The sequence below is a fragment of the bacterium genome (assembly GCA_035703895.1).
In the GTDB taxonomy this organism is placed as follows: Bacteria; Sysuimicrobiota; Sysuimicrobiia; order Sysuimicrobiales; family Segetimicrobiaceae; genus Segetimicrobium.
Window position 1 is genome coordinate 1 of record DASSXJ010000320.1, and the last position, 21,959, is coordinate 21,959.

The 21,959-nt window shown below is 66.0% G+C and carries 18 protein-coding genes; 15 read left to right on the forward strand and 3 right to left on the reverse strand.

Features of this window, described 5'->3' with window-relative positions; translation table 11 throughout:
* A partial coding sequence (locus VFP86_21025; GenBank protein ID HET9002132.1) for a hypothetical protein occupies nt 1–1,038 on the forward strand: 1,038 nt, incomplete at its 5' end.
* Complete coding sequence (locus VFP86_21030; GenBank protein HET9002133.1) at nt 1,035–2,189, forward strand: lipid-A-disaccharide synthase-related protein; 1,155 nt, start codon at nt 1,035–1,037, stop codon at nt 2,187–2,189. The genes VFP86_21025 and VFP86_21030, both read left to right, overlap by 4 nt.
* Nucleotides 2,190–2,198: 9 nt before the next feature.
* On the opposite strand, the gene VFP86_21035 is transcribed toward VFP86_21030, so the two are convergent.
* The 3 genes from VFP86_21035 to VFP86_21045 are packed head-to-tail and all read right to left on the reverse strand — an operon-like array spanning nt 2,199 to nt 5,840.
* Nucleotides 2,199–3,173, reverse strand: coding sequence for a glycosyltransferase (locus VFP86_21035; protein ID HET9002134.1), 975 nt, complete (start codon nt 3,171–3,173; stop codon nt 2,199–2,201).
* Complete coding sequence (locus VFP86_21040; GenBank protein ID HET9002135.1) at nt 3,142–4,086, reverse strand: glycosyltransferase family A protein; 945 nt, start codon at nt 4,084–4,086, stop codon at nt 3,142–3,144. The genes VFP86_21035 and VFP86_21040 overlap by 32 nt, the downstream gene beginning before the upstream one ends.
* A 2-nt stretch (nt 4,087–4,088) precedes the next feature.
* Nucleotides 4,089–5,840 (reverse strand): ABC transporter ATP-binding protein, encoded by a 1,752-nt coding sequence (locus VFP86_21045; protein ID HET9002136.1) that lies wholly within the window; start codon nt 5,838–5,840, stop codon nt 4,089–4,091.
* 87 nt (nt 5,841–5,927) lie between these two features.
* Here VFP86_21045 and VFP86_21050 point away from each other — a divergent pair, with 87 nt between their 5' ends.
* The 13 genes from VFP86_21050 (at nt 5,928) to VFP86_21110 (ending at nt 21,943) form a co-directional block, all read left to right on the forward strand.
* Entirely contained in the window at nt 5,928–7,301 is a 1,374-nt protein-coding gene (locus VFP86_21050) for a phosphomannomutase/phosphoglucomutase (protein HET9002137.1), read from the forward strand.
* A gap of 7 nt (nt 7,302–7,308) precedes the next feature.
* Nucleotides 7,309–8,859: a hypothetical protein gene (locus VFP86_21055; protein HET9002138.1), complete on the forward strand. Its 1,551-nt coding sequence runs from the start codon at nt 7,309–7,311 to the stop codon at nt 8,857–8,859.
* A 62-nt stretch (nt 8,860–8,921) separates the two neighbouring features.
* A complete protein-coding gene (locus VFP86_21060; GenBank protein HET9002139.1) occupies nt 8,922–9,656 on the forward strand; it encodes a hypothetical protein in 735 nt (244 codons plus the stop codon).
* The gene (locus tag VFP86_21065; GenBank protein ID HET9002140.1) at nt 9,653–11,524 is read left to right on the forward strand and encodes a bifunctional homocysteine S-methyltransferase/methylenetetrahydrofolate reductase; all 1,872 of its coding nucleotides are present in this window, start codon (nt 9,653–9,655) and stop codon (nt 11,522–11,524) included. The genes VFP86_21060 and VFP86_21065 overlap by 4 nt, the downstream gene beginning before the upstream one ends.
* The gene (locus VFP86_21070) at nt 11,521–12,756 is read left to right on the forward strand and encodes an O-antigen ligase family protein (GenBank protein HET9002141.1); all 1,236 of its coding nucleotides are present in this window, start codon (nt 11,521–11,523) and stop codon (nt 12,754–12,756) included. Before VFP86_21065 ends, VFP86_21070 begins: the two co-directional genes overlap by 4 nt.
* Nucleotides 12,753–13,757 (forward strand): NAD-dependent epimerase/dehydratase family protein, encoded by a 1,005-nt coding sequence (locus VFP86_21075; protein HET9002142.1) that lies wholly within the window; start codon nt 12,753–12,755, stop codon nt 13,755–13,757. The genes VFP86_21070 and VFP86_21075 overlap by 4 nt, the downstream gene beginning before the upstream one ends.
* Nucleotides 13,754–15,235 carry a sugar transferase gene (locus VFP86_21080; protein HET9002143.1) on the forward strand — a complete coding sequence of 494 codons (1,482 nt, stop codon included), beginning with the start codon at nt 13,754–13,756 and terminating at the stop codon, nt 15,233–15,235. The genes VFP86_21075 and VFP86_21080 overlap by 4 nt, the downstream gene beginning before the upstream one ends.
* A 27-nt stretch (nt 15,236–15,262) precedes the next feature.
* The gene (locus VFP86_21085) at nt 15,263–16,567 is read left to right on the forward strand and encodes a glycosyltransferase family 4 protein (protein HET9002144.1); all 1,305 of its coding nucleotides are present in this window, start codon (nt 15,263–15,265) and stop codon (nt 16,565–16,567) included.
* Complete coding sequence (locus VFP86_21090; protein HET9002145.1) at nt 16,560–18,032, forward strand: flippase; 1,473 nt, start codon at nt 16,560–16,562, stop codon at nt 18,030–18,032. Before VFP86_21085 ends, VFP86_21090 begins: the two co-directional genes overlap by 8 nt.
* Nucleotides 18,026–18,976 (forward strand): NAD-dependent epimerase/dehydratase family protein, encoded by a 951-nt coding sequence (locus VFP86_21095; protein ID HET9002146.1) that lies wholly within the window; start codon nt 18,026–18,028, stop codon nt 18,974–18,976. The genes VFP86_21090 and VFP86_21095 overlap by 7 nt, the downstream gene beginning before the upstream one ends.
* A gap of 3 nt (nt 18,977–18,979) precedes the next feature.
* Nucleotides 18,980–19,885: a glycosyltransferase gene (locus VFP86_21100; GenBank protein ID HET9002147.1), complete on the forward strand. Its 906-nt coding sequence runs from the start codon at nt 18,980–18,982 to the stop codon at nt 19,883–19,885.
* 4 nt (nt 19,886–19,889) lie between these two features.
* Nucleotides 19,890–20,912 carry a glycosyltransferase gene (locus VFP86_21105; protein ID HET9002148.1) on the forward strand — a complete coding sequence of 341 codons (1,023 nt, stop codon included), beginning with the start codon at nt 19,890–19,892 and terminating at the stop codon, nt 20,910–20,912.
* Entirely contained in the window at nt 20,909–21,943 is a 1,035-nt protein-coding gene (locus VFP86_21110) for a glycosyltransferase family 2 protein (protein HET9002149.1), read from the forward strand. Before VFP86_21105 ends, VFP86_21110 begins: the two co-directional genes overlap by 4 nt.
* Nucleotides 21,944–21,959 lie beyond the last annotated feature (16 nt).

The following is a 21,959-nucleotide window of genomic DNA, read 5'->3' on the forward strand; positions in this document are numbered from 1 at the left end:
ACGTTTGCCAGACAGGCGGATGTGTTCGAACGCATCTTCAACCCGCGAGAGTGTCTGGCGTTTGCGGCCCGCCTGCGGCGGTTTCCCGGCCCGGGCCCCGGATGCATCGTGCACTTCGGGGGCGACCTATGGTACTCGGCCACGCTGGGGAGGCGGTTTCGCTTCGCGGTGTTCGCATACGTCGAATCGAGCCAGCCGATCCTGCGGCGGGCCCGCTGGTTCTCGAGGATCTTCCTGCCGTCGAGTACCTTGGCGGACCGCCTGATCGCGGGCGGCGCGCCCCGGGAACGCCTCTCTGTGGTCGGGGATCTGCGGGTCGAGCATCTCCAGTCTCTCCGCTCCACCGTTCCACGGGCGCGTTCGGGTACACGCGTCGCGCTGCTGCCCGGCAGCCGGCGGTGGATCGTGAGAATCGCCCTCCCCTACATCCTGGAACTCGTCCCCGCCATGCGCGCGCTTCGACCCGACCTCACGTTCTCGCTGATCGCGTCCCCGTTCCTGTCTCGTCAGCACCTCCAGCAGACGCTGGCGAGACAGGGCGTGACCATCGCGGATTCCGGGATCGAGCTCGTGGAACGCGATCATCTGCAGGCCATGGCCCAATGCGATCTGGCGCTGACCTATCCTGGGTCGAACAACGATGAGTTGGCGATCCTTGGGGTCCCGATGCTGGTGGTGTTGCCGCTTGAGCACAAGAGCGAGATCCGCACACCCGGGCTGAGCGAATGGCTGGGGCGCATCCCTGGGCTTGCCAACGTGGTCAAAGCGGTGGTGATCGGCCGCTACCTGCGCCACCACCGCCTGCTCGCGTGGCCCAACCGGCACGCGGGGCGCATGGTGGTTCCCGAACTGGTTGGCCGCCTCACCCCTCAAGAGGTGGCGCGCTGCGCCGTGCAGATGCTCGATGATCGGCCCGGGTTGATGCGCATAGCGCAGGAACTGCGCGCCCTGTACGCCGCTCCCGAGTCTACGGCGATGCGCATGCTCGAGGTCATGGCCCCCTTTCTGGAGCGATCACCAGGGCACCACGCGGCGTGAGCCTCGCGCGGATCCTCTTCGTTAGTAACGGATACGCAGAAGATGTGGGCGCGGCCGCGGTCATCCGCGCGCTCCCCGCGCACGATCTCAAAGTGTCGGCGTACCCCCTGGTGGGCCTCGGCGGCCACTTTCCTCCTGAGGTAGGGTTGCTGAATCCGCGGCGCGACTTTCCGAGTCGTGGTTTTGGGCCGCGGGCGGGATGGGGAAGCTTTCGGGAAGATCTGGCCCGGGGCTTCCTCGGGTTTTGGCGCGCACAATACCGGACACTGCGCGCCCAGCGCGGGCACGCCGATCTCGTCGTGGTCGTGGGGGATGTGTACTGCCTTTGGATGGCGAGTACCGTCGGGGCCCCGACGGTCTTCCTCGTCGGGCCGAAGTCCGAGTATATCGCCCCGCACAGCCGGCTGGAACTCTGGTCGATTCGGCGGCTGGCCCGCGAGGTGTTCGCCCGGGATGAGCTCACGGCTGCGGCGCTGCGGGGTCGGGGGATTCCGGCCACCTACGTCGGATTCTGGCCGATGGACGCGCTCGTATTCACCGGCGAAACCTTCGGCATTCCGCCCGAGAGGCCGGTGATCACCCTGCTTCCCGGCAGCAAGCCGCCGGCGTTCGACAATCTGATCCTGCTGCTGGACGCGGTGAACGCCGCGGCCGCCTCTCTCGGCATCCCTCCCGCCGTCATCGTCGCCTGGGTCCCTGAGCTCTCGCCGGCTCGGCTCCGCAACACGGTGACCGCCGCAGGGGGGGCGTGGACCGACCCTCACCATTTCCGCTTCGGCGCGCTCGAAGTCGCGGTCACCACCGATCGCTACCCGGATGCACTGCAGCGCGCCACGATCGTCATGGGCATGGCCGGTGGCGCCAATGAGCATGCCGCCGGGCTCGGAAAGCCCATCGTCGCGTTTCCCGGGAACGGGCCGCAATTCACGCCTCTGTTCCTCGAAGAGCAACAGCGTCTGCTCGGAGACGCGCTCGTCGCCACCCCCACGTGGCAGGACGGGGCGCGTGCGCTGGCCCGCCTCCTCGGCGATCCGAACGAGCGCGACCGCCGTGGTCGGGCCGGCATCGAACGCCTCGGAGGCACCGGAGCGGCTGCGGTGATCGCCCGGCGCCTGCTCGAGCGGTTGACGCTCACACGGCTGAGCGCCTGAGCTTGTAGGTCATGATGATCTTTTGGTCAATATGGTCTTTCTGTGGGCCTGCGGGTTTCTATCGCCTGCGGCGGGCCGGAGGGCGCTGAAGACTCCGTGGTAGTACGCTTCCCACACCAGGTGGTTGGTGCACTCGCTGAGGATGTACCGCCATCCCCGCGCCTCGGCGATGGGGACGAGCCATCGGATCGGGGTGGTGAGCACCGGCGTCCGGTAGATCACCCACTTCATTGGGAGGAGCACGGGAGCGATCTCGAGCCGCAGTCCCAACCACAGGGAACGCCGGTGCTTTCGCCAGAAATGCACCGCGCTGCGGCCGCCCTCGCGCATCTTCTTCCGCAGGCCCTCCAGATCTTGCACCTGGACATGATCCCCTATGGCCCGCGGTTCATACGAGAACCGCACGCCTCGGGCATGAAGGCGCCACGCCAGCTCGATGTCTTCCCACCCATACCCGCCAAACTCCTCATCGAACCCGCCCGCGGCAAGGAAATCCGACTTCAATAGGGAGAGGTTGCGGGTACTGATCCGGAACAGCGAGAGGCGGCCCGGCGGACCCGGAGGGACCTCGAGGTAGACCTCCCGGGCCCGCATGAACGGCGTGACCAGCGTGTCGGGGTGGGTCCGGCTCGCGCCCTGGATGCCGATCCCTCGCGCATCCGGTGGATAGTGGCGGAGATGCTCGGCCAGGAGTTCCGGGGCGGCCCAAAAGTCGGAATCCAGAAAGACGAGGATGCGCCCCCCGGCGGCCCTGGCGCCCAAGTTGCGCGCCGCTGCCCGACCGCGGTTTGCCTGCGGCAGGTACGCGATCTGAAGGGAGTCACGGAACTCCCGGACCATCTCGGCGGTGCCGTCCGTGGATCCGTCGTCCACAATCACGATCTCGTACCGCTCTCGAGGGAGCGTCTGGGCCGCGAGTGCTCCGAGGGTCCGCTCGAAGACCGGCCGGTTATTATATGTGGGGATGATGACGCTGAGTTCCATGTCCGGCAGTAGCGGCCTCCTCCAATTCGAGGCAGGTGAAGTAGCGGGACCGCAGGACGCCGGCGAGGAGGATGCGGGCCAGCCCGGGGAACCCCCACCGCTTCAACCGGGTCACCCACGTCACGATGTTGTCGGCGTGAAAGGCCCCGAACCCCCGCTGCACCGTGTTCATCCAACGATGGACAGGGGTCATACAGACCGCCATCCGGGCCTCCAGCGAGGGGTTCTTTTCCACGAACCGGAGCGCGGTCCACGCGCGTTCCTCTTCTTTCGCGAACAACGCGGGAAGGGCATCGGGGGAGATGTCGGGCCGGTAGTGGTAGACCGGGGCGTCGCGCCGGAATATGCGCCGCAGCCCCATCGCCCGAAGGCGAAACCCCAGGTCGAGACCCTCCCATCCGTACGGCGAGAACGTCTCGTCGAATAGGCCGGCGTGGAAGAGATGCTCGCGCCGCACCGACGAGTTGTCGGTGTCAAAGTAGGCTGTGGAGAGGTCGAGGATCCCGTACCTGGTGGCAAACGGATGGTCCAGGGAATGCGTGACGACGACCGGACCCCGGCAGATCACGTTGGGGCCGCCTCGATTGTGACAGTCCAGGTGCGTGGCCAGGAACGTCGGCGGGGCGAATTCATCGCTGTCCACGAACACGATCAAGTCGCCGCGCGCTTCCCGCAGCGCCAGGTTGCGGGCGGCCGGGATGCCCAGGCGCTGCGGGAGCCGGAACATCCGGATCCGGCAAGCGGCCGAGCGCTGAGCCGCCTCGACCACGGCGGGCGTACCGTCCGTCGATCCGTCGTCGACGATCACGACTTCGTATCGCGAGGGATCGAGCGACTGATTGGCCACGGCACGGAGACAGCGGGCGAGCACGGGCGCGCTATCCCGGGTCGGGGTGACGACGCTGACCTCCATCGTTACGGGGCGCCGGCCGGCGCGCCGATGGGCTCGTCGATCAGTTGCGCCCGCACCAAGCGGCTGTACGGTCCGTCCCGCGCCGCCAGGTCGTCGTGGCCCCCGATCTCGGCGATCCGGCCGTCCAGGAGCACCACAATCCGGTGGGCGCTCCGCACCGTGGAGAGCCGGTGTGCGATCGTAAAAGTCGTGCGGTGTTCTGCAAGCCGCGTCATCGCCCGCTGGATCGCCTCTTCGGATTCGCTGTCGAGGGCGGAGGTGGCCTCGTCCAGGATGAGGATGGCGGGGTTGTTCACCACCGCCCGCGCGAGCGCGATTCGCTGGCGCTGGCCGCCGGACAGCTGCATCCCGCCTTCTCCCAAGACGGTATCGTAGCCGTCCGAGAGGCGGGAGATAAATTCGTGCGCCGCGGCGACCCGGGCCGCGGTCTCGATCTCCTCGCGCGCTGCGTGCGGCTTGCCGTAGGCGATATTCTCCGCCACGGTGCCGGCGAACAGCACGGTCTCCTGGGGCACCAGGCCAATTTGTGTGCGGAGCGAGGCGATCCCCACCCGGCGAAGGTCGTGGCCGTCGAGTTCCACCGTCCCCTCCGTCGGATCGTAGAAGCGAGGAATCAGGTTCACGAGGCTGCTCTTGCCCGCACCGCTCGGTCCGACGATGGCAATATGTTCCCCAGGCCGCACCTCGAGATCGATATGCCGGAGCGCCCAATGTCCGGGGGTGTAGGCCAGGGACACGTTGCGGAGCCGAACGTGGCCGGCCACCCGGGGAAGGCGGACCGCCTTCGGGGCCTCGACGACGGTCTCCGGAATGTCGAGCAGTTCAAAGACCCGAACCACCCCGGCCATCGCCTGCCGGGACTCCGAGTAGAACCGGAGCAGGCTCCCCGCCGGGTCCATGGCGAGGGCGAGGTAGGCGAGGAAGGCGACCAGCGCCCCGGGGGTCATCTGTCCGGCGCCGACATATTTGACGCCGGCCCACATGACAAAGACCAATCCCAGCGCGTTCACCACGCTCACGAGCGAGACTTCGAGCGCGATCAACCGCCGGATCCGATAATGCTCTTCGAAGGTGCCCTCGTTTTCGCGGCTGAAGCGCCCTTCCTCCCGGGATTCCTGCACGAAGGCCCGAATGATGCGGGCCCCGGTGATGGACTCCTTGATCAATCCCGTGAGCGACGCCATCCGTGACTGTGCCCGGGTCGAGCCTCGCTGCACCTCCCGGCCGAAGATCCTGGCCGCCACCATCATGGCAGCGATGGTGCCGAACGTCAGCAGCGCCAGCCGCCATTGGATAAGAAACAAGGCCGCGACGACCCCAATGATGAGCAGCCCGGTGGTGAGCAGATCAACGAGGCCGTTGAGCAGCCGAGACTCAACGAGCTGGGTATCCTGGATCGTGCGGGAGATCACCTCGCCGCTGTGCCAGCGGATGAACCGGTCGAGCGACCAGCGCTGCACCTGCCGGAACGCGGCAAGCCGGAGGTCGGCGACGAGGCGGTGTCCGACGAACGCCAGCAGGGACAACTGGACATACAGGAAGAGGCTTCGAAAGACAAAGACGCCCAGCACGACGATCGCCGCCCGGTTCAGGGCGTCGTAGCTTCCGGTCCGGACGACGACGTCGATCTGATCTCCCAGGTATTTTGGTACGAACAGCCACGCCAGGGCAACCATGGCTGCCGCGGCAATACCCGCAGCGAGTTGCACCGAGTAGGGACGGATGTGGGTGGCGAGGCGTCGCATCTCTGTCATGGCGACTATTATACTTGATATTTTGTCGTGCCTGCCCACGGCCCCTTCCGGCAGGGGGCAGTGGAGACGCAGAGAAGCACCTCTACCATGCAGCCACCGCCGGGGATCTTTCGCGAATACGACATCCGCGGGGTCGTCGGCCGCGACCTCGATGTCGAGGCGGCCGAGGCGATCGGCCGCGCGTTCGGAACGTACCTCGCGGGGGTGGGCGTCCGCCGGGCTGTCGTCGGCCACGACAACCGGGCATCGTCACAGGCCTTTTACGACGCGGCTGGCCGCGGCCTCACTCGGACCGGGTGCGACGTCATCAAGATCGGGCTGGCCGTCACGCCGATGCTCTACTTCGCGCTCCACCACTTCGGGGTGGACGGCGGGGTCATGGTGACAGCCAGCCACAATCCCCCGGAGTTCAACGGGTTCAAGCTCGCCCACGGCCCCGGCACGCTGTTCGGCGCGCAGGTGCAGGAGATCCGGCGGATCGTCGAGGCGGGGACGTTCCAGAGAGGCGCAGGCGCGGTGGACGAGCGCGAGATCCTGCCCGCCTACGCCGGGATGCTCCGGGAGAAGATCCGCCTGGGGCCGCGCCGTCTAAGGGTGGTCGCCGATTGCGGGAATGGGACCGCCAGCGTGTTCGTCCCGGAGATCTTGCGTGGATGGGAGGTCGACGTGATCCCGCTCTACTGCGATCCGGATCCGGCTTTTCCCCATCACCATCCGGACCCCGTGGAACCCCGGAATCTGGTCGATCTCATCGGAGCGGTCGGCGAGTCGCGCGCGGATGCGGGGCTCGGCTTCGACGGGGACGGCGACCGCCTCGGCGTCGTGGACGATCGGGGGGGCGTCCTCTGGGGGGATCTCCTGATGGCGCTGTACTGGCGGGAGATCCTCGCCGTCCATCCCGGCGCGGTGGCGCTGGTGGAGGTGAAATGCTCCCAGGCGCTCATCGATGAGGTCCGGCGCCTGGGGGGCCGGCCCCAGTTCACGCAGACGGGTCACTCGCTGATCAAGGCCAGGATGCGCGAACTCGACGCGGTGTTCGCCGGGGAGATGTCCGGGCACATGTTCTTCGCCGACGAGTACTACGGATACGACGACGCCATCTACGCGGCCGGCCGCCTCCTGCGGATCCTCTCGCGGACGGACCGCCCGCTCTCGTCGCTCGCGGCTGAGATCCCGCAGTATTATGCCACGCCGGAGATCCGCGTGGCGTGTCCCGACGACCGCAAGCACCAGGTGGTCGCGTCCCTCACCACGGAGTTCAAGGCGCGCTACGAGGTGGTCGACATCGACGGGGTGAGGATCGTCTTGCCGGACGGCTGGGGGTTGGTGCGCGCCAGCAACACGCAGCCGGTGCTGGTGGTGCGCGCGGAAGGCACGACCCCCGCAGCGCGCGATCGCATCAAGGCGATGCTCGAAGACGCCCTCCGTCAGTACCCCGAGGTTGCCCCGATCCGCTGGTAGCCCAGGGATGAAGCGCTGGTTCCTCTCGCAACTGCGGGTGTGGCCCTGCGGCGTCGCGCTGGTGCTGTGCTGTCTGGTCGTGATCTCCTCCGCGCTGCCGCTCCTCGCCGCCGGTGCTCCCGAAGACGACAAGATGACGGTGACCGCCGACCGAGTCGAGTACAATTCGCAGACCAGGATCGTGCGGGCCGACGGACACGTGCGGGCCACGGGCCGGGACACCGTGATCGTCGCAGACCATCTCGAAGCGAACCTCGACGCACAGGAAGTCATGGCGAGCGGGAACGTCACCCTTACTCAGAGCGGGACAACGACGGTTGGGAACGCCGGCCTTCTTCGAGGCGAGAAAGTGGTGAAGGGATCCCTTCTGAGGTACAACCTGCGTACCGCTGTGGGGCACTTTGAACAGGCATCCGGGCAAGTTGGCTTCTGGCACGTCTCCGGAGAGACGATTGATCTGTCCCCGGAGAAGGACGTTGCGACCGGCGCCTCGATCACGTCCTGCGATCCCGACCATCCTCTGTACAAGGTCACGGCAAAGAGAATCGAGATCGTGCCGAACGATCACTTCACCGCCTACAACGCTTCGCTGTGGGTCGCCGGCATACGCGTCGTGACGTTGCCCTCATATACCGCGACGGCCCGCGGACGCAGCGGCCCGAGCGTGGGGTACAACACACTGGACGGCGCCTACCTCGAATATGCCAACTCGTTCCCACTGGGGAGCTGGCGCGATGAGTACCGCATCCGCCTCGCGACCACGACGGGGCTGTCGGCGGAAAATATCATCTCGCAGCGGTTCGACGACCACATCTGGCGTCTGGCGCTGGGCCGTACCCAAGTGTACGACTTCAACCTCAACTTAGTGAACGTCGATCGGTACGCCCTCGACCTCGAGTACGACAGCAAGAAGATTCCGGGGTGGCCTATTGGATACCAGGTCGAGGCGCATGCGGGAAGTTACGGTGAACCGGCGACAGGCGTAACCACAACTCGCGTAGAGGCCATTGCCACGGTCGGCACCGATACTTTCGTCTTGAGCCCGGGGCTGTATTTCAGCGCCAGCGGTCGATTCCACTATGACATCTACGGGACCGGGCAGCAACGGACGGTCATCGAGGGTCAGACTGCGCTGGTCGCCTCGCTGAGTCCCAAGGCTTCAACGTACCTTTCGTACACCAACGTCGGTGTGAACGGCAGCACGCCCTTCATATTCGACTCGTACACTCCCATCAGCTCGCTGACGTACGGCTTTTTCTACACGTTCGGTGGGTTCGTGCAGATCGCTGGGACCACCGTGACGTACGACTTCCCGTCAAATCAGACGACGCTTGGTCTCTACTTATCGATGAATATTACCCCCACCACGTTGTTCAATATCTCAGGCTACTACAACACGACGACCCAACAAATCTCCGAGGTCGACTACGCGCTCAATATCCGATGCGACTGTGCGACCTTTGGGATCGTGTACCGGACGTACCCCCAGAGTCCAGGGAGCAACAATTTCCTTTTCATGGTCCAGTTCAACGCGCTTGGCCCCAATAGCACGTTCTAGCGATCGAGCCTGAGCCGTTGAACGAGAGGACTTCATATCTGGTACCCTGAAGTATGAGCACGATGGTTCGACGCAGCTTGGTCCTCATCGCGATCGGGGCAGTCCTCGTGGCGGTTCTGCCGGCGCGGGCGGCACTATCTTTCGCATCCGTGGAGATCCTCCGGCCGATCTTGGACCGGATACTCGGCAACCCCCAGACGATGCGCCTGGACGTCGTCCCGGACGTCTACGAGGGAGGCTACGCGCGCATCAGCGTGTACGCCCAAGGGGCCGCGGTGAGCGGGATGCGTATCGACGAGATGTGGATCCGGCTCATAGGCGCGAGCTTCGATCCCGCCGAGTTGCGCGGGGGCGGCCTCAAGGTGCTCCAGGTACGGGACAGCGGGGTATTCGGACGGCTGAATTTGAAGAACATCGAAACGTTCCTCGCGCAGCAGGGCACGGTCAAAGACCTGCGGTTGACCCGGGACGAGGAGATGGTGATCGCGACCGGCACCCTCTCGTTCAACGGCGTGCCATCGCAGGTGCGTCTCAAGGGACTCTTTCAGGTGTACGGTGAGCCGGAGATCTACTTCCATATTCATGCCATGGCGGTCAACGGGCTCCCGGTTCCCTTCGCGCTGGTCGAGCGATTGGAGCGGCAGCTGAACCCCGTCGTGGACTTCCGCTCCTGGCCGGTGCCGTTCAAGATCCGGTCCTTTCGCGCCACCCGCGACGGGTTTGTCCTCAGCAGCCAGCGAGACTTTTCCCAGCCGTGCAATGACTGCGGAGGCCCGGAGCTGCGACTGGTCCCATGACGCCGCCGCTTCATCCGTTTCACGCGCGGCTCGCGCGCGGCCCGCTCCTGTGCGATGGCGCGATGGGCACGCTCCTGTATGAACGGGGCGTGCCGTTTGATCGTTGCTTCGACGCCTTGAACCTGACCGACCGCGAGCGAGTCCTCAACATCCACCTCGACTACCTTCGGGCCGGCGCGGAGATGATCGAGACTAACACGTTCGGCGCCAACCGCCTGAAGTTGGATGTCCACGGCCTCGGGGAGCGCGTCCGGGACATCAACTGGCACGGCGCCAAGATTGCCAAGGAGGCCCGCGACATCATCGGCCGGGCGGCATGGATCGCCGGATCGATCGGCCCGCTCGGCAAGCCCGTCGCCCCTTTCGGCCGGATCCCGGCCGCCGTCGCGCACGACGTGATCCGTGCCCAGATCGACGCCCTCGTGGAAGGGGGTGTGGATCTGCTGATCCTCGAGACGTTCACGGACCTCGACGAGCTGCTGGAGGCCGTGCATACGGCCCGCACGTCTTGCGACCTCCCGGTGATCGCGCAGATGAGCTTCACCGAGGACGGCCGGACCCAGTACGGGTACACCCCAGCGGCAGTAGTCACCGCCCTCGAGCGGGCCGGGGTCGACATCATCGGGGCGAACTGCAGCGTGGGATCCGTGCCGATGCTCGAGGTGATCCAACAGATGGCCGCGGCGGCCCGGGTCCCGCTGTCCGCCCAACCGAACGCGGGATTCCCTACCATGGTCGAGGGGCGGTACCTTTACCAGTCCTCGCCGGCGCATATGGCGCAGTACGCCCGCAGGATGGTCGAGGCGGGAGCGGTGGTGATCGGGGGGTGCTGCGGCACGACGCCGGCGCACATCGCCGCGATCAAGCATGCAATCGGCGATCTACGGCCGGCCACGGGCGGCGCCATCGTGGTCGAGGCACCGGCCGTGGTGGAGGCGGTTTCGCCCGCTCTCGACCAACCGACTCAGCTTGCGCGAAAGCTCGGCCGGGAGTTTGTCATCAGCGTCGAGGTTGACCCGCCGAAGGGTTTGGATGCGACAAAGGACCTGGAGGGCGCCCGCCTCCTCAAAGAGGCCGGGGCAGACGTCATCGATGTGGGCGACAGTCCGATCGGCCGGATCCGCATGGGGGCGCTGGCGATGTGCGTCCTGATCCAGCAGGAGGTCGGCATCGAGACCATCATCCACTTCACCACCCGAGACCGGAACCTCATGGGCGTGCAGGCCGACCTGATCGGGGCCCATGCGCTGGGGGTGCGCAACATCCTGGCCCTGACCGGAGAGCCGCCCCGTGGTGACTACCCCAATGTCACGGCCGTGTTCGATGTCGACAGCCCCGGGCTGGTCCGCATCATCAGGCAGTTCAACGAAGGCCTTGACCTCTCGGGGAAGTCGATCGGGCGGCCCGCGCAGTTCCTCATCGGATGCGCCTTGGATATGAACGGGGAGACATTGGACCGGGAGCTCCCGAAGCTCGAACGGAAACTCGAGGCAGGGGTCAATTTTTTCATGACCCAGCCCGTCTACGAGCCCGAGACGCTCGACCTGTTCGAGCGCCGGGTGGGCAAGCTCCCAGTCCCGGTCCTGGTGGGGATCCTGCCGCTCCAGAGCTTCCGCCACGCCGAGTTCCTGCATAACGAGGTGCCGGGCATCATCATCCCCAAGTGGGTGAGAGACCGCATGCAGGCGGCCGGCAGCGCCGGCCGCGATGAGGGCCTCCGGTTGGCGCGCGAGCTCCTGGAGGCGCTGCTGGGCCGCATCGGGGGCGCCTACTTTATGCCCTCGTTTGGCCGCTACGAACTCGTCGCGTCGCTCGTCCAGGACGTGCGAGCCAAGGTCCGAGCGAGCGCTCCGAGAGCCGGCGCGTGAGCAACGACGCCTTCGCGATCCGCTTTACCCGAGCGGTGGCCGTGCTGACCATGGCATTTTACACGGCCGGGCATGCCGCCGTCGGGTTCCCGCTCTTCCTGTTCGGCGCGGCCGCTCGGGTCCTGGGCCTGCGCCCGCCGCTCTGGCGGCGAACCCCACTGGATCCGCCCCTTGTGGCGTTTGGCGTCGCCCTCGTGCTCTCGACGGCCGCGTCTGCCTATCGCTCCATCGCCGTCCCGTCGGCTGTGCTGACCGTGATCTCCAGCGCGGTACTCTTCGGATCGTTCGCCTGGCTCGTCGGAGGCGACCCGGGGGCCAGGGCGATGCTGCTTCGGGTGTGGGCCCTGGGTGCACCACCCGCCGCGGCGATCGGCGTGATCGCCGGGTGGATCGCCCACGACCGGGCCTTCTTCCCGCGGATGCCGATGGGGACGAACGCGTTCGGCACGACGCTCTTTCTCGGCAGCGTGATCGCGCTTGGATTCGGATACCGCGCGGAGGGGCGCGCCCGCCCGCTCTGGTTCGCCTGCGCCCTCGTGAGCCTGGTGGGTCTCATTGCCACGCAATCACGGTCTGCGTTGGCCGCGTGGGTGGCCGGGGCCGTGTACCTGACATGGCGCGAGCTTCGGGCTCACCCGCGCCAGCTGGCTGTCGCGCTTGCCTCGGGGATAGCCGTGCTGGGTCTCGCCGCAACCGCCGCGCCGTCGGTCGCATCCCGGGTGGGGCATGTCTCAACCGACCTGGTTGTGGACCGTGTGCAGATCTGGCGGATCGCATGGGGAATCGTGGAGTCGCACCCGCTTCTTGGGACCGGGCCCGGGACATTTCAGACCATGTTCAATCAGCGGAAGCCCGCAGACTTTGAGCGGAAATGGTCCGCGCACAACCTCTGGCTCCACTACGCTGTTGAGACCGGCATGCTCGGGCTCCTCAGCATCCTGTCGGTCGTGTATGTCGCCGGACGCGAATGGGCGCGTTCGGGACGTCTCACCCCCGCGGGGCAAGATCCGCTCCGTCCAAGCATCACGGCCGCCTCGATCGGACTCCTGGTCGATTCCTGCGGGGACAATACGCTGCTTTCGGTGTCCACGGTCTCGGGGGCATGGCTGTTGCTCGCATTGCTGGTCGTGCCACTCACACGGCCGGTCCGGCCCGACCGCCGCGTCCTGGTCGCGCCGCGGGAGGAGGCCGTCCTCGTAGCGGGAACGAGATCGAGGGAGGGATCCCCATGAGGACGAAGGTCGTGGTAACCGGGGCCGGAGGTTTCATCGGCCACCACCTCGTTGCGCGCCTCAAGCAGCAGGGCTGCTGGGTTAGGGGCGTGGATATCAAGGTGCCCGTGTATGAACCTACGGCGGCCGACGAATATGAGGTGCTGGACCTTCGTCGATGGGCCAACTGTTTGCAGGCCACACGTGGGGTCGAGGCCTGCTATAACCTCGCGGCGAACATGGGCGGGATCGGCTTTATCACCGAGTACCGGGCCGAGATCATGCGTGACAGCGTGCTCATCAACACCCACATGCTCGAAGCCGCGCGGCTCAACGGCATCCAAGAGTTCCTGTTCACCTCATCCGCCTGCGTCTATCCGCAATACCGGCAGAACCTCCCCGACGTGACGCCGCTTCGGGAAGAGGACGCGTACCCCGCCGATGCGGAGGATGGGTACGGGTGGGAGAAGCTCTTTTCCGAGCGAATGTGCCGGCACTACTATGAGGACTACGGCCTGCGCACCTACGTGGTCCGGTTTCACAACATCTTCGGCCCTCTGGGGACGTACGACGGCGGTCGGGAGAAGTCGCCGGCCGCCATTTGCCGGAAGATCGCCCTGGCGAGAGATGGCGAAGAGATCGAGGTCTGGGGGGATGGGGAACAGACGCGATCGTACTGCTACATCGACGATTGCGTCGAAGGCATGGGCCGGCTGATGCGGACCGAGGAACACGGCCCGGTCAACCTAGGGTCGGACCGGCTGGTCACCATCAACGATCTCATCGACATCGTGGCCACCATCGCCAGCAAGCGGGTGGTCAAGCGATACGATCTCACCAAGCCCCAGGGCGTGCGCGGCCGCAACAGCGATAACACGAAGCTGCGGCGGGTGCTGGGGTGGGAGCCCAAGATCACGCTGGAAGAGGGTTTGGCCAGGACCTACCGCTGGATCCGCGGGGAACTGGCCAGGGCGGGACGCGTCCACGAGGAGGCGACCACGCTGCGACGTAGGGACCGATGATCGATCGCGGCTCTCCCGCACTCGCCCGCTCGGATCGGGCGAGCGCGCGGCATCTGATCCGTTTGCCGCTGAACATCGCCGAGTGGCGGCTGCTCCTGATGGGGCTGGACGTGCTGGCGGTCAATGGGGCGCTGCTGCTGGCCCTGGCCATTCGCGCCCTTCGCGCCCACGAAGCGCCAAGCCTGGGCGTGCTCACCGCTCACCCAGGCTGGTTCGTGATCCTGAGCGGCCTGTGGCTCGCCGTCGCCCACGCCTTCGACGCGTATGAGCCTCAGGTGGCCGGGCGGCTCGACACCAGCGTCGCAGCGATCATCAGGTCCGGACTCCTCACCTCCGTCCTCTATCTCCTTATCCCGCGGTTGACGCCGCCGCTCCCGGGGTCACGCGTGGCCTTGGTCAGCTTTCCGCTGCTGGTCATCGTCGTGCTCGTTCTTGGACGCCGGTTGTTCACGTGGGGGCTTCCCCGGCCGGCATACGAGCGGCAGGCGCTCATCATCGGAGCCGGGTGGGCCGGGAGGTCGGTGGCTCAGGCGTTGGTGCAGGATGCCCAGGTGGGCTACCATGTGGTCGGGTTCGTCGACGACGATCCGGGCAAGGCGGGCGCCTTCATCCCCATCACCGCCGGCCAGGCGGTCCCCGCCGAGGTGCCCGTCCTGGGAAACCGGCAACAGGTCAAGGAGCTCATCGCGAGACACCGCGTGTCCACCTTGATCCTGGCCATCACGCGCGATGTCGACGCCGATCTGCTGCAGATCCTCATGGATTGCGTGGAGAAGGGCGTCGAGATGATCCCGATGCCCGTGGTCTACGAGCAGCTGACCGGGCGCGTGCCGGTGGAGCACGTGGGCGAGAAGTGGTTCGTGGCGATTCCCATTCATCCAAAGGCGACGGGGACGTTTTGGGAGTTCACGAAGCGCTCGATGGATGTAGTCCTCGCGTCGCTGGGCCTGGTGTGTCTTGCGCCGGTCTTCCCGATTATCGCTTTGGCGATCGTCCTGGACTCCCCCGGACCGATCTTCTATCTGCAAGGACGCGTGGGGAAGGGCGGGACCGTGTTCCGCGCGCTCAAATTCCGATCGATGGTGCTCGGCGCCGAGCACGCGGGCGCGATGTGGGCGCAAGAGCACGATCCCCGGGTGACCCGCGTGGGCCGGATCTTGAGAGCGACCCACCTGGATGAGTTTCCACAGTTCGTGAACGTCCTGAAGGGAGAGATGAGCATCGTCGGGCCCCGCCCCGAGCGGCCGGAATTTGTGGACCGGCTGGCGGCGCAGATCCCGATCTACCGCCTCCGGCACATCGTGAAGCCGGGGATGGGTGGGTGGGGGTTGGTGCGTCAGGGATACGCGGGCTCCCAAGAGGATGCGTTGATCCGGCTGCAGTACGACTTGTACTACATCAAGCACCAGTCGTTGTGGCTCGATCTCCTGATCATCCTGAAAACGATTATGCACGCCGTGACGCTGAAGGGCCGCTAGACGCACCTTCCGGTTGGACACAGTCGCATGATGGCGATCGTGAACGGGCACCCTGCGTCGCACGGTCATCGTTCGGGATCCGGATCGAGTCTCAGGGTCCTGGTCGTGCAACCGACGGGCGACAAAATGGGTCACCACGGGATCTTTACCGTCAAGCTCGCCCATGCGCTCGGGAAGCTGGGGCACGCCGTGACGATCTGTACGAACCGGATCGCCCCAGAGCAGTACCTCAACGGCCCCCCCGACTTCGCCGTGGAAACGGTCGCGGGTGGCCGGTTGGCGTTTGAGCGATTCGACGAAGCGGTGAACCGGTGGCCCCTGTACTACTACTGGGGATACTATCGCAACAGTTACCGGATCACGGCCGCGGCGTTGGCCATGTGCCGAACCCGTGCCTTCGATGTGGTCTACATGACGGACGTAGAGTTCCTGGTGGCTGCGCTCCTCCTCAAGGCCCACCAGGGGCGCCTGCCTCCGGTCGTGATGGAGGTCAATGCGGCGAACTTCTCCTTTGCCGACTATCCAGGTTCGGTCTTGAAGAAAGGCTACAAGATCGCGCAGCGCGAGGTCTTCCGGACGACCCTGGGGAAAGAGATCGCCGCGTGCGCCGTGCTGGGCGAATGGCATCAGGAGCGTCTCAGGGCCCAGTTGCGGGTTCCCGCGACGTTCCCAGTGGAGGTAATCCAAGAGGGCAGTGATGCAACGGACCCTCCCCCGCCGCAATCGGAAGCGCGACGCCGGCTCGGCATCGGTTATGAAGGGCCGGTCTTTCTCTTCTTCGGGATCATCCGGAAGGACAAGGGCATCGAGACCCTCATGCAGGCGGTCGCGGGGTTGGGGGGAGAGGAGTTCCGGCTGATCATTGCAGGGTTTCCCATGGAGTATTCCGGCGCGGAGGTGACGGAACTCGTCCGCAAGGCCGGCGCGGTCGACAAGGTCATCCTCAGGCTCGGGTACGTCGCGGCACCCGAAGTGCCCGCGTACTTCGGAGCCGCCGACGCGCTGGTGCTCCCGTACGCGCGCTCGTATCGAGGGGGAAGCGGTCCGCTGACCAAGGGAGCCTGCGCGTACGGGCGGCCCGTCATCGCGACGGATGTGTCCGGAATGGGCCGGTTTGTCGAGCGGCACGCGATCGGCCTGGTGTGCCCGCCTGAGGCGCCCGAGACCCTGGCGCAACGGATGCAGGAGTTCATGGGGATGCTCCCAGAGCGCCGGCGGGAGATGGGCGAGCGGGCGGCGGCCTTCGGACGGGCGAATACCTGGGATGCCATGGCGGCGCGCTTCTCGAAACTGTTCGACCGGGTCGTTCGCTCGGATGGGAGCGATGCCTGACGGTGGCGGCAGGAGACCGGTGAATACGCTCGAGCGTCTCCGGACAGGGCTCCTGGTCAACAGGCACTGGGAGCAGGTCGTCTTCAAGAACATCGTGTGGGCGACGCTGGCGGAGGCGGTCGTCCGCGGCTTGAAGTTGGCGGTCCTGCCGCTCATCGCCCGCGTGTTTGGCCCCGCCGAGTTCGGCAAATTCGCGTTTGCGTTCTCGTTCGCGTCGCTATTCAACATCGTCTTCGACGCGGGTCTCGCCACGACGACGACGCGGGAACTCGCGATGGCGAAGAAGAACGAAGCGCTTCTGCCCGATATCCTTCTCATGAAGCTCGGGCTCGGCGTACTCGGGATTGCGGCCATCGTGCTCGGGATGCTGCTGATCACCCGCGACCCTGTGATCCGCGAGATGATCGTCATCCTCGGCGTCGCGTTCTTCGTCCTGGAACTGGTGAACCTCTCTTTTTCGGTGTTCCGGGCTCAGCAGCGAATGGAGTACGAATTCCTGGTGCGGACCGGCCAGGCGGTGTTTCTCGTCGCGGCGGTCGCGCTGGCCGCGTGGAAGGCCCCGTCCGTGTTGAACGTCAGCTATGCCTACCTCGCCTCCGGGCTCCTGACCCTGGCACTCGTGGCCGCCGTCACGCGGGGGAAGGCGGTGCGAATCAGGAGCTGGGTGCAGGTGGCAGTGTGGAGGCGGATCCTTGGGGTCGCCGTGCCCCTCGCGCTGGCGAGCGGCGCAACGACCGCGTACATGAACATCGATTCGATCCTGCTCGGGTCGATCGGCACGATCACCGAGACGGGCTGGTACAACCTGGCCACCCGGATCGTCGGTATGCTGTTGGTGCCCACCGGGCTGCTCTCGCTTGTGATCTTCCCGGCGTTTGCCTCCACGGCGCATGAGGCCGGTGAGATGTTTCGGAAGCGGTGGGATCGCTGGTCGATTGGGATGATCGCGCTGGGGGCGTATCTGGCGTGCGTCGTCATCGCGACGGCGGATCCGCTCGTCCGGCTGATCTTTGGTCCGGCGTTTGCGCCCTCGAGCGCGGCGCTCCGGATCCTCGCGATCTCGGTCGCGATGATCTTTGTTTACACCCCAAGCTTTCAGGCGTTGATCGTATTCGATCGCCAGCGGACGCTCTTCTGGAGCCTGCTCTCCGGGGCGGTGGTCAACGTCGCGCTCAACGTGGCGCTGATCCCACCTTACGGGCTCTACGGCGCGGCGTGGGCGACCGTGGCGACCCACGGAGTCCTCCTCTGCGAGTTGCCGGTCCTGGCCCATCGGTGCACTCCGGTGCGCCCCCTGAGTGGCACCGTGGTCGCAGGCGTGGCCAGCGCGGCCGTGGCGGCCACGCTGGCGTATGCCGCAATGAGCGCCACCCGGACCAATCTCTGGCTCGCGGTGCCGCTTGGGAGTCTCGTCTTCACCGCGAGCTTCGTTGGGCTGGATCGAACGAAGCTCACACGATGGTAGCCGCCACCGTACACGCCTCGATCACGCTCCGGGGAACGAAGGTCCTGGTCACCGGCGGAGCCGGTTTCATCGGCTCGCACACGGTCGATGCGCTGACCCGAGCGGGGGCTGAGATCGTCGTGGTCGACAATCTGTCGACCGGGAGGCGGCAGAATCTCTCCCCGTCGATTGCGTTCTACGAGGTCAACATCGCAGACGAACGATTCGGCGAGATCCTGCGCCGGGAACGGCCGGATGTGATCTATCACTTTGCTTTCTACGTGCTCGTGCCGAACTCAGTGGAGAACCCGCTGCTGGACATGGACGCGATCACCGGGTCGGTCAGGCTCCTCCACGAAGCCAGGGCCCTTGGGGTGCGAAAGGTCGTGTTCGCGTCGTCCGGGTTCCTCTATGGAAACACACCGGCCCTGCCGGTGACGGAAGCGTCTACCGTCGACCCGGTCTCCCCGTACGTCGTGGCGAAGCAGACCGTGGAGGGTTATCTTCGGTTCTTCCATCGTACGTACGGAGTCCCGTCGGTCGTGTTGCGCTATTCCGCGGTGTACGGTCCGAGACAGGTCACCGGTGCGATGGCCGATTACATCCGAAAGCTTTCGGCGGGAGCCCAGGCCGAGATGTGGGGGGACGGGACCAAGACGCGCGATTACGTCTATATCGACGATGTCGTCAACGCGAACCTGTTGGCCCTCGCGATTCCCGCCGACCACCCGAGTCCGGTGTTCAACATCGGCACGGGGGTGGAGACCACGCTCAACGCCCTTTATCAAAAGATCGCGGACCTCCTGGGCGTGGAGGCACGGCCGATCTATCGGCCGGACCGGGCCGGCGAACAGATGCGGTACTGCCTCGACTGGACGAAGGCCAGGCGGGACTTGCGCTGGGAGCCCGAGTATTCGCTCGATGCGGGCCTCCGGCTGACGGTCGACGCCCAAAGAGGCCGATAACTCGTGCCCACGGTATCCGTGATCATCACGACCTTCAACCGAGAGCGGTTCCTCGGCGGGGCGATCCAAAGCGTGCTGTCGCAGACGTATCGGGACTTTGAGCTGCTGGTGCTGGACAACTCGTCCTCGGACGGCACCGCCGCGGTGATCGCGCGGCGGACCAACCCGCGAATCCGCTATATGCGGCACGAACCGCTCACGATCAGCGCGGCGCGAAACCTTGGGGTGCGCGAGGCGCGGGGCGGGTACGTCGCCTTCCTCGACGACGACGACGAATGGTTGCCGCGCAAGCTCGAGCAGCAGGTGGCGGTGTTCCGGCGCGGGCCGGAGAGCCTGGGGCTCGTGTACGGCGGGTTCACGCGGATCGATGAGCGGGGAGTCGAGCTGGGGAGCCATCGCCCCGCGCTTCGAGGGCGGATACTGACGGAGCTGCTCTGGCAGCGGGATGCGTTTACCGGGTCCGCATCCAATCCGATGATGCGCGCGTCGGCACTCGCCGCGCTCGGTGGGTTCGACGAAGCCCTGCCTACCTCCGAGGACTGGGAGTTGTACCTGAGGCTCGCCGAGCGGTTCGAGGTCGAGTACACCCCGGAGCTGCTCTTACGGATCCGGACGCACCGGGGGGCCCGCCTGGGGGACCGGATCGATGAGGCCCGCAGAGTGGAGGAGCTGGTGCTCAGCCGCTACGGCCCGCGCATGAACGCCAGGTTGCGGAGCCTCTACCTCCGGAAAATCGGAGGGAAGCTCTGTCGCACCGGAGCCGTCCGCGAGGGGCGCGCGCGCATTCGCGAGGCGATCGGCGCGGATCCGCTCAATCCCCTCGCGTATGCGCAGTACGGCCTCTCGTTCCTGGGGAGCAGCGCGTACGGGCGCGCGCACGACGTCTACCGGCGCCACCGGCCGGGATAGGACGTTGCGGGTCCTCTATCACATTCCATACCCCGATGGCCTCGGCGCGGACCGCTGGATCTGCGAGGGGTGGCGGGCCGGTTTTCGCGCGCTGGGCCATGAGTTCCATCTGCTGACCGCGGTGGACCGGTTGTCCGAGCGGGCGAGGACGACGAGACCCGATCTGTTCTTCACGGCCATCAACCTCATCGATCTCGAGCGCGAGCAATCCACGCTCAGGGCGATGCGCGAACAGGGCACCAAAGTGCTGCTGTGGGTGCATTGGCCCCTCGAAGCACGCGTCGACCCCCGGCGGGGCGAAGCGCTCAGGCGCGATGACATCGCGGATGTGTATTTTGGGGAACGAGAACCCGAACAGATGGAACCGTTTCAGCAGGAGACCGGAAAGCGGTACCATGTCATTCCCAACGCCGCCAACCCGGCGCTCCATTTCCCCGTCGCCCCGGTGACACGCTACCGGTATGATATCGTGTATCTGGGCGCGAATCTTCGGAAGAAGCGATGGTTTGCGGAGCAGATCCTCCGCCCGCTGAGGCGGAAGTACCGGGTGGGGGTATTCGGACCTGGGTGGAGCCTGCGCGACCAGGCACTGCGCGCGGGAAGCCGGTTCTGCCGTCTGGCCGGGGCGTTCCAGGTCGCCAAGACGATCGATCAGGCCCGAATCTCCGTTCCACCGGAGGCCGAGCGGGTGCTCTACTCCTCCGCGGCGGTCGCGCTGAACTTCCATGAACGGGAGGATGACGGGTCGCAGCCCCATTACATTGTCAATCAACGGACGTTCAAGATCCCCGCGTGCGGCGGGTTCCAGATCTGCGATGACGTGCCGGCGATCAGAAAGTATTTTGGAGAAGACGAGATCGTGATGGCCCCGTTGGATCCGCGGGTGTGGATGGCCAGGATCGAGTACTTTCTCCGGCATGAGGAGGAACGGGAGGCGATTCGCGCCAAGGGGGCGCAACGGGCGCTCCATGAACACCTCTCGACTCATCGGGTCAGGTCCGTGCTGACCCTCTTGGGAGCGGCGTGAGCGACGCGCGGCCCCGGGTCTCTGTGATCGTGCCCGTGCGGAACGAGGAGCGGTACGTCGGGGGATGCCTCTCCCGCCTTCTCGGCCAGGACTATCCAGGAGAGCTGCTGGAGATCCTCGTTGTAGATTGCCTCAGCGAAGATCGCACGCGGGCGATCGTTGAGGAACTGATGCGCGGTCACGCCCCGATGCCGCCCGTCCTTCGCATGATCGACGACCCGGGGCGGGAACGGACCACGGCGCTCAACGCGGGGATCAGGGCCGCCGCCGGCGAGATCATCATGCGGGTGGACGCCCGATCGATGGTCCCGCTCGATTACGTCCGGAAGTGCGTGGAGACACTGGCCGCGACCGGAGCGGACAACGTGGGGGGCATGCAACAGCCGATCGCGGTGTCCCCGATGCAGGAGGCGGTCGGCCTCGCCATGTCCCACCCGTTTGGCGTCGGAGACGCGCAGTTCCGCGTGGGCAAGAAGAGCGGCTTCGTCGATACCGTGTACCTCGGCGCGTTCCGCCGGGAGGTGTTCAGCAGGGTCGGCCTCTTTGACGACGTCGTGCCCGTGCTGGCCGAAGACTCCGACATCAACCAGCGGATCCGCAACCATGGGGGGACCGTCTATCTCAACGCGGAGATCCGCGCTTGCTACTATCCTCGCGAGACACTGCGGGACCTCGTGGCCCTCTATTTTCGCTACGGCGTCGCGCGGGCGGGAAACCTGGTGAAGCATAGGAAACTGAGCGCGTGGAGGCAGGCGGTCCCGCCCCTGTTCGTGCTTTCGCTGGCGACGCTGGGGCTCCTCGCGGTGACGCACGAGGGCTCGCGCGTGGGGTTCGCCATCGTGCTGGGGGTCTATGTCATCTCCGACGTCGGGGTATCCGCCTTCCTCTGCGCCCGACGCGGGAAGTGGCATCTCTGGCCGCGCCTGTTCGCGGTCTTCCCGTGCATGCACTTTGCCTGGGCATTTGGGCTGTTCAACGGACTGCTCGCCGGGTTTGATCGGAAGGTCCTTCGCCGCGCGCCCCCATCATGATCGGCTTCTGCGGCCG

What these genes read in the sequence shown, in the direction of transcription:
- VFP86_21035 (HET9002134.1), bottom strand. Translation starts at nt 3,173, where the DNA reads ATGGAACTCAGCGTCATCATCCCCACATATAATAACCGGCCGGTCTTC.
- VFP86_21085 (HET9002144.1), top strand. Translation starts at nt 15,263, where the DNA reads ATGATGGCGATCGTGAACGGGCACCCTGCGTCGCACGGTCATCGTTCG.
- VFP86_21075 (HET9002142.1), top strand. Translation starts at nt 12,753, where the DNA reads ATGAGGACGAAGGTCGTGGTAACCGGGGCCGGAGGTTTCATCGGCCAC.
- VFP86_21050 (HET9002137.1), top strand. Translation starts at nt 5,928, where the DNA reads ATGCAGCCACCGCCGGGGATCTTTCGCGAATACGACATCCGCGGGGTC.
- VFP86_21045 (HET9002136.1), bottom strand. Translation starts at nt 5,840, where the DNA reads ATGACAGAGATGCGACGCCTCGCCACCCACATCCGTCCCTACTCGGTG.
- VFP86_21040 (HET9002135.1), bottom strand. Translation starts at nt 4,086, where the DNA reads ATGGAGGTCAGCGTCGTCACCCCGACCCGGGATAGCGCGCCCGTGCTC.
- VFP86_21060 (HET9002139.1), top strand. Translation starts at nt 8,922, where the DNA reads ATGGTTCGACGCAGCTTGGTCCTCATCGCGATCGGGGCAGTCCTCGTG.
- VFP86_21065 (HET9002140.1), top strand. Translation starts at nt 9,653, where the DNA reads ATGACGCCGCCGCTTCATCCGTTTCACGCGCGGCTCGCGCGCGGCCCG.
- VFP86_21095 (HET9002146.1), top strand. Translation starts at nt 18,026, where the DNA reads ATGGTAGCCGCCACCGTACACGCCTCGATCACGCTCCGGGGAACGAAG.
- VFP86_21055 (HET9002138.1), top strand. Translation starts at nt 7,309, where the DNA reads ATGAAGCGCTGGTTCCTCTCGCAACTGCGGGTGTGGCCCTGCGGCGTC.
- VFP86_21080 (HET9002143.1), top strand. Translation starts at nt 13,754, where the DNA reads ATGATCGATCGCGGCTCTCCCGCACTCGCCCGCTCGGATCGGGCGAGC.
- VFP86_21090 (HET9002145.1), top strand. Translation starts at nt 16,560, where the DNA reads ATGCCTGACGGTGGCGGCAGGAGACCGGTGAATACGCTCGAGCGTCTC.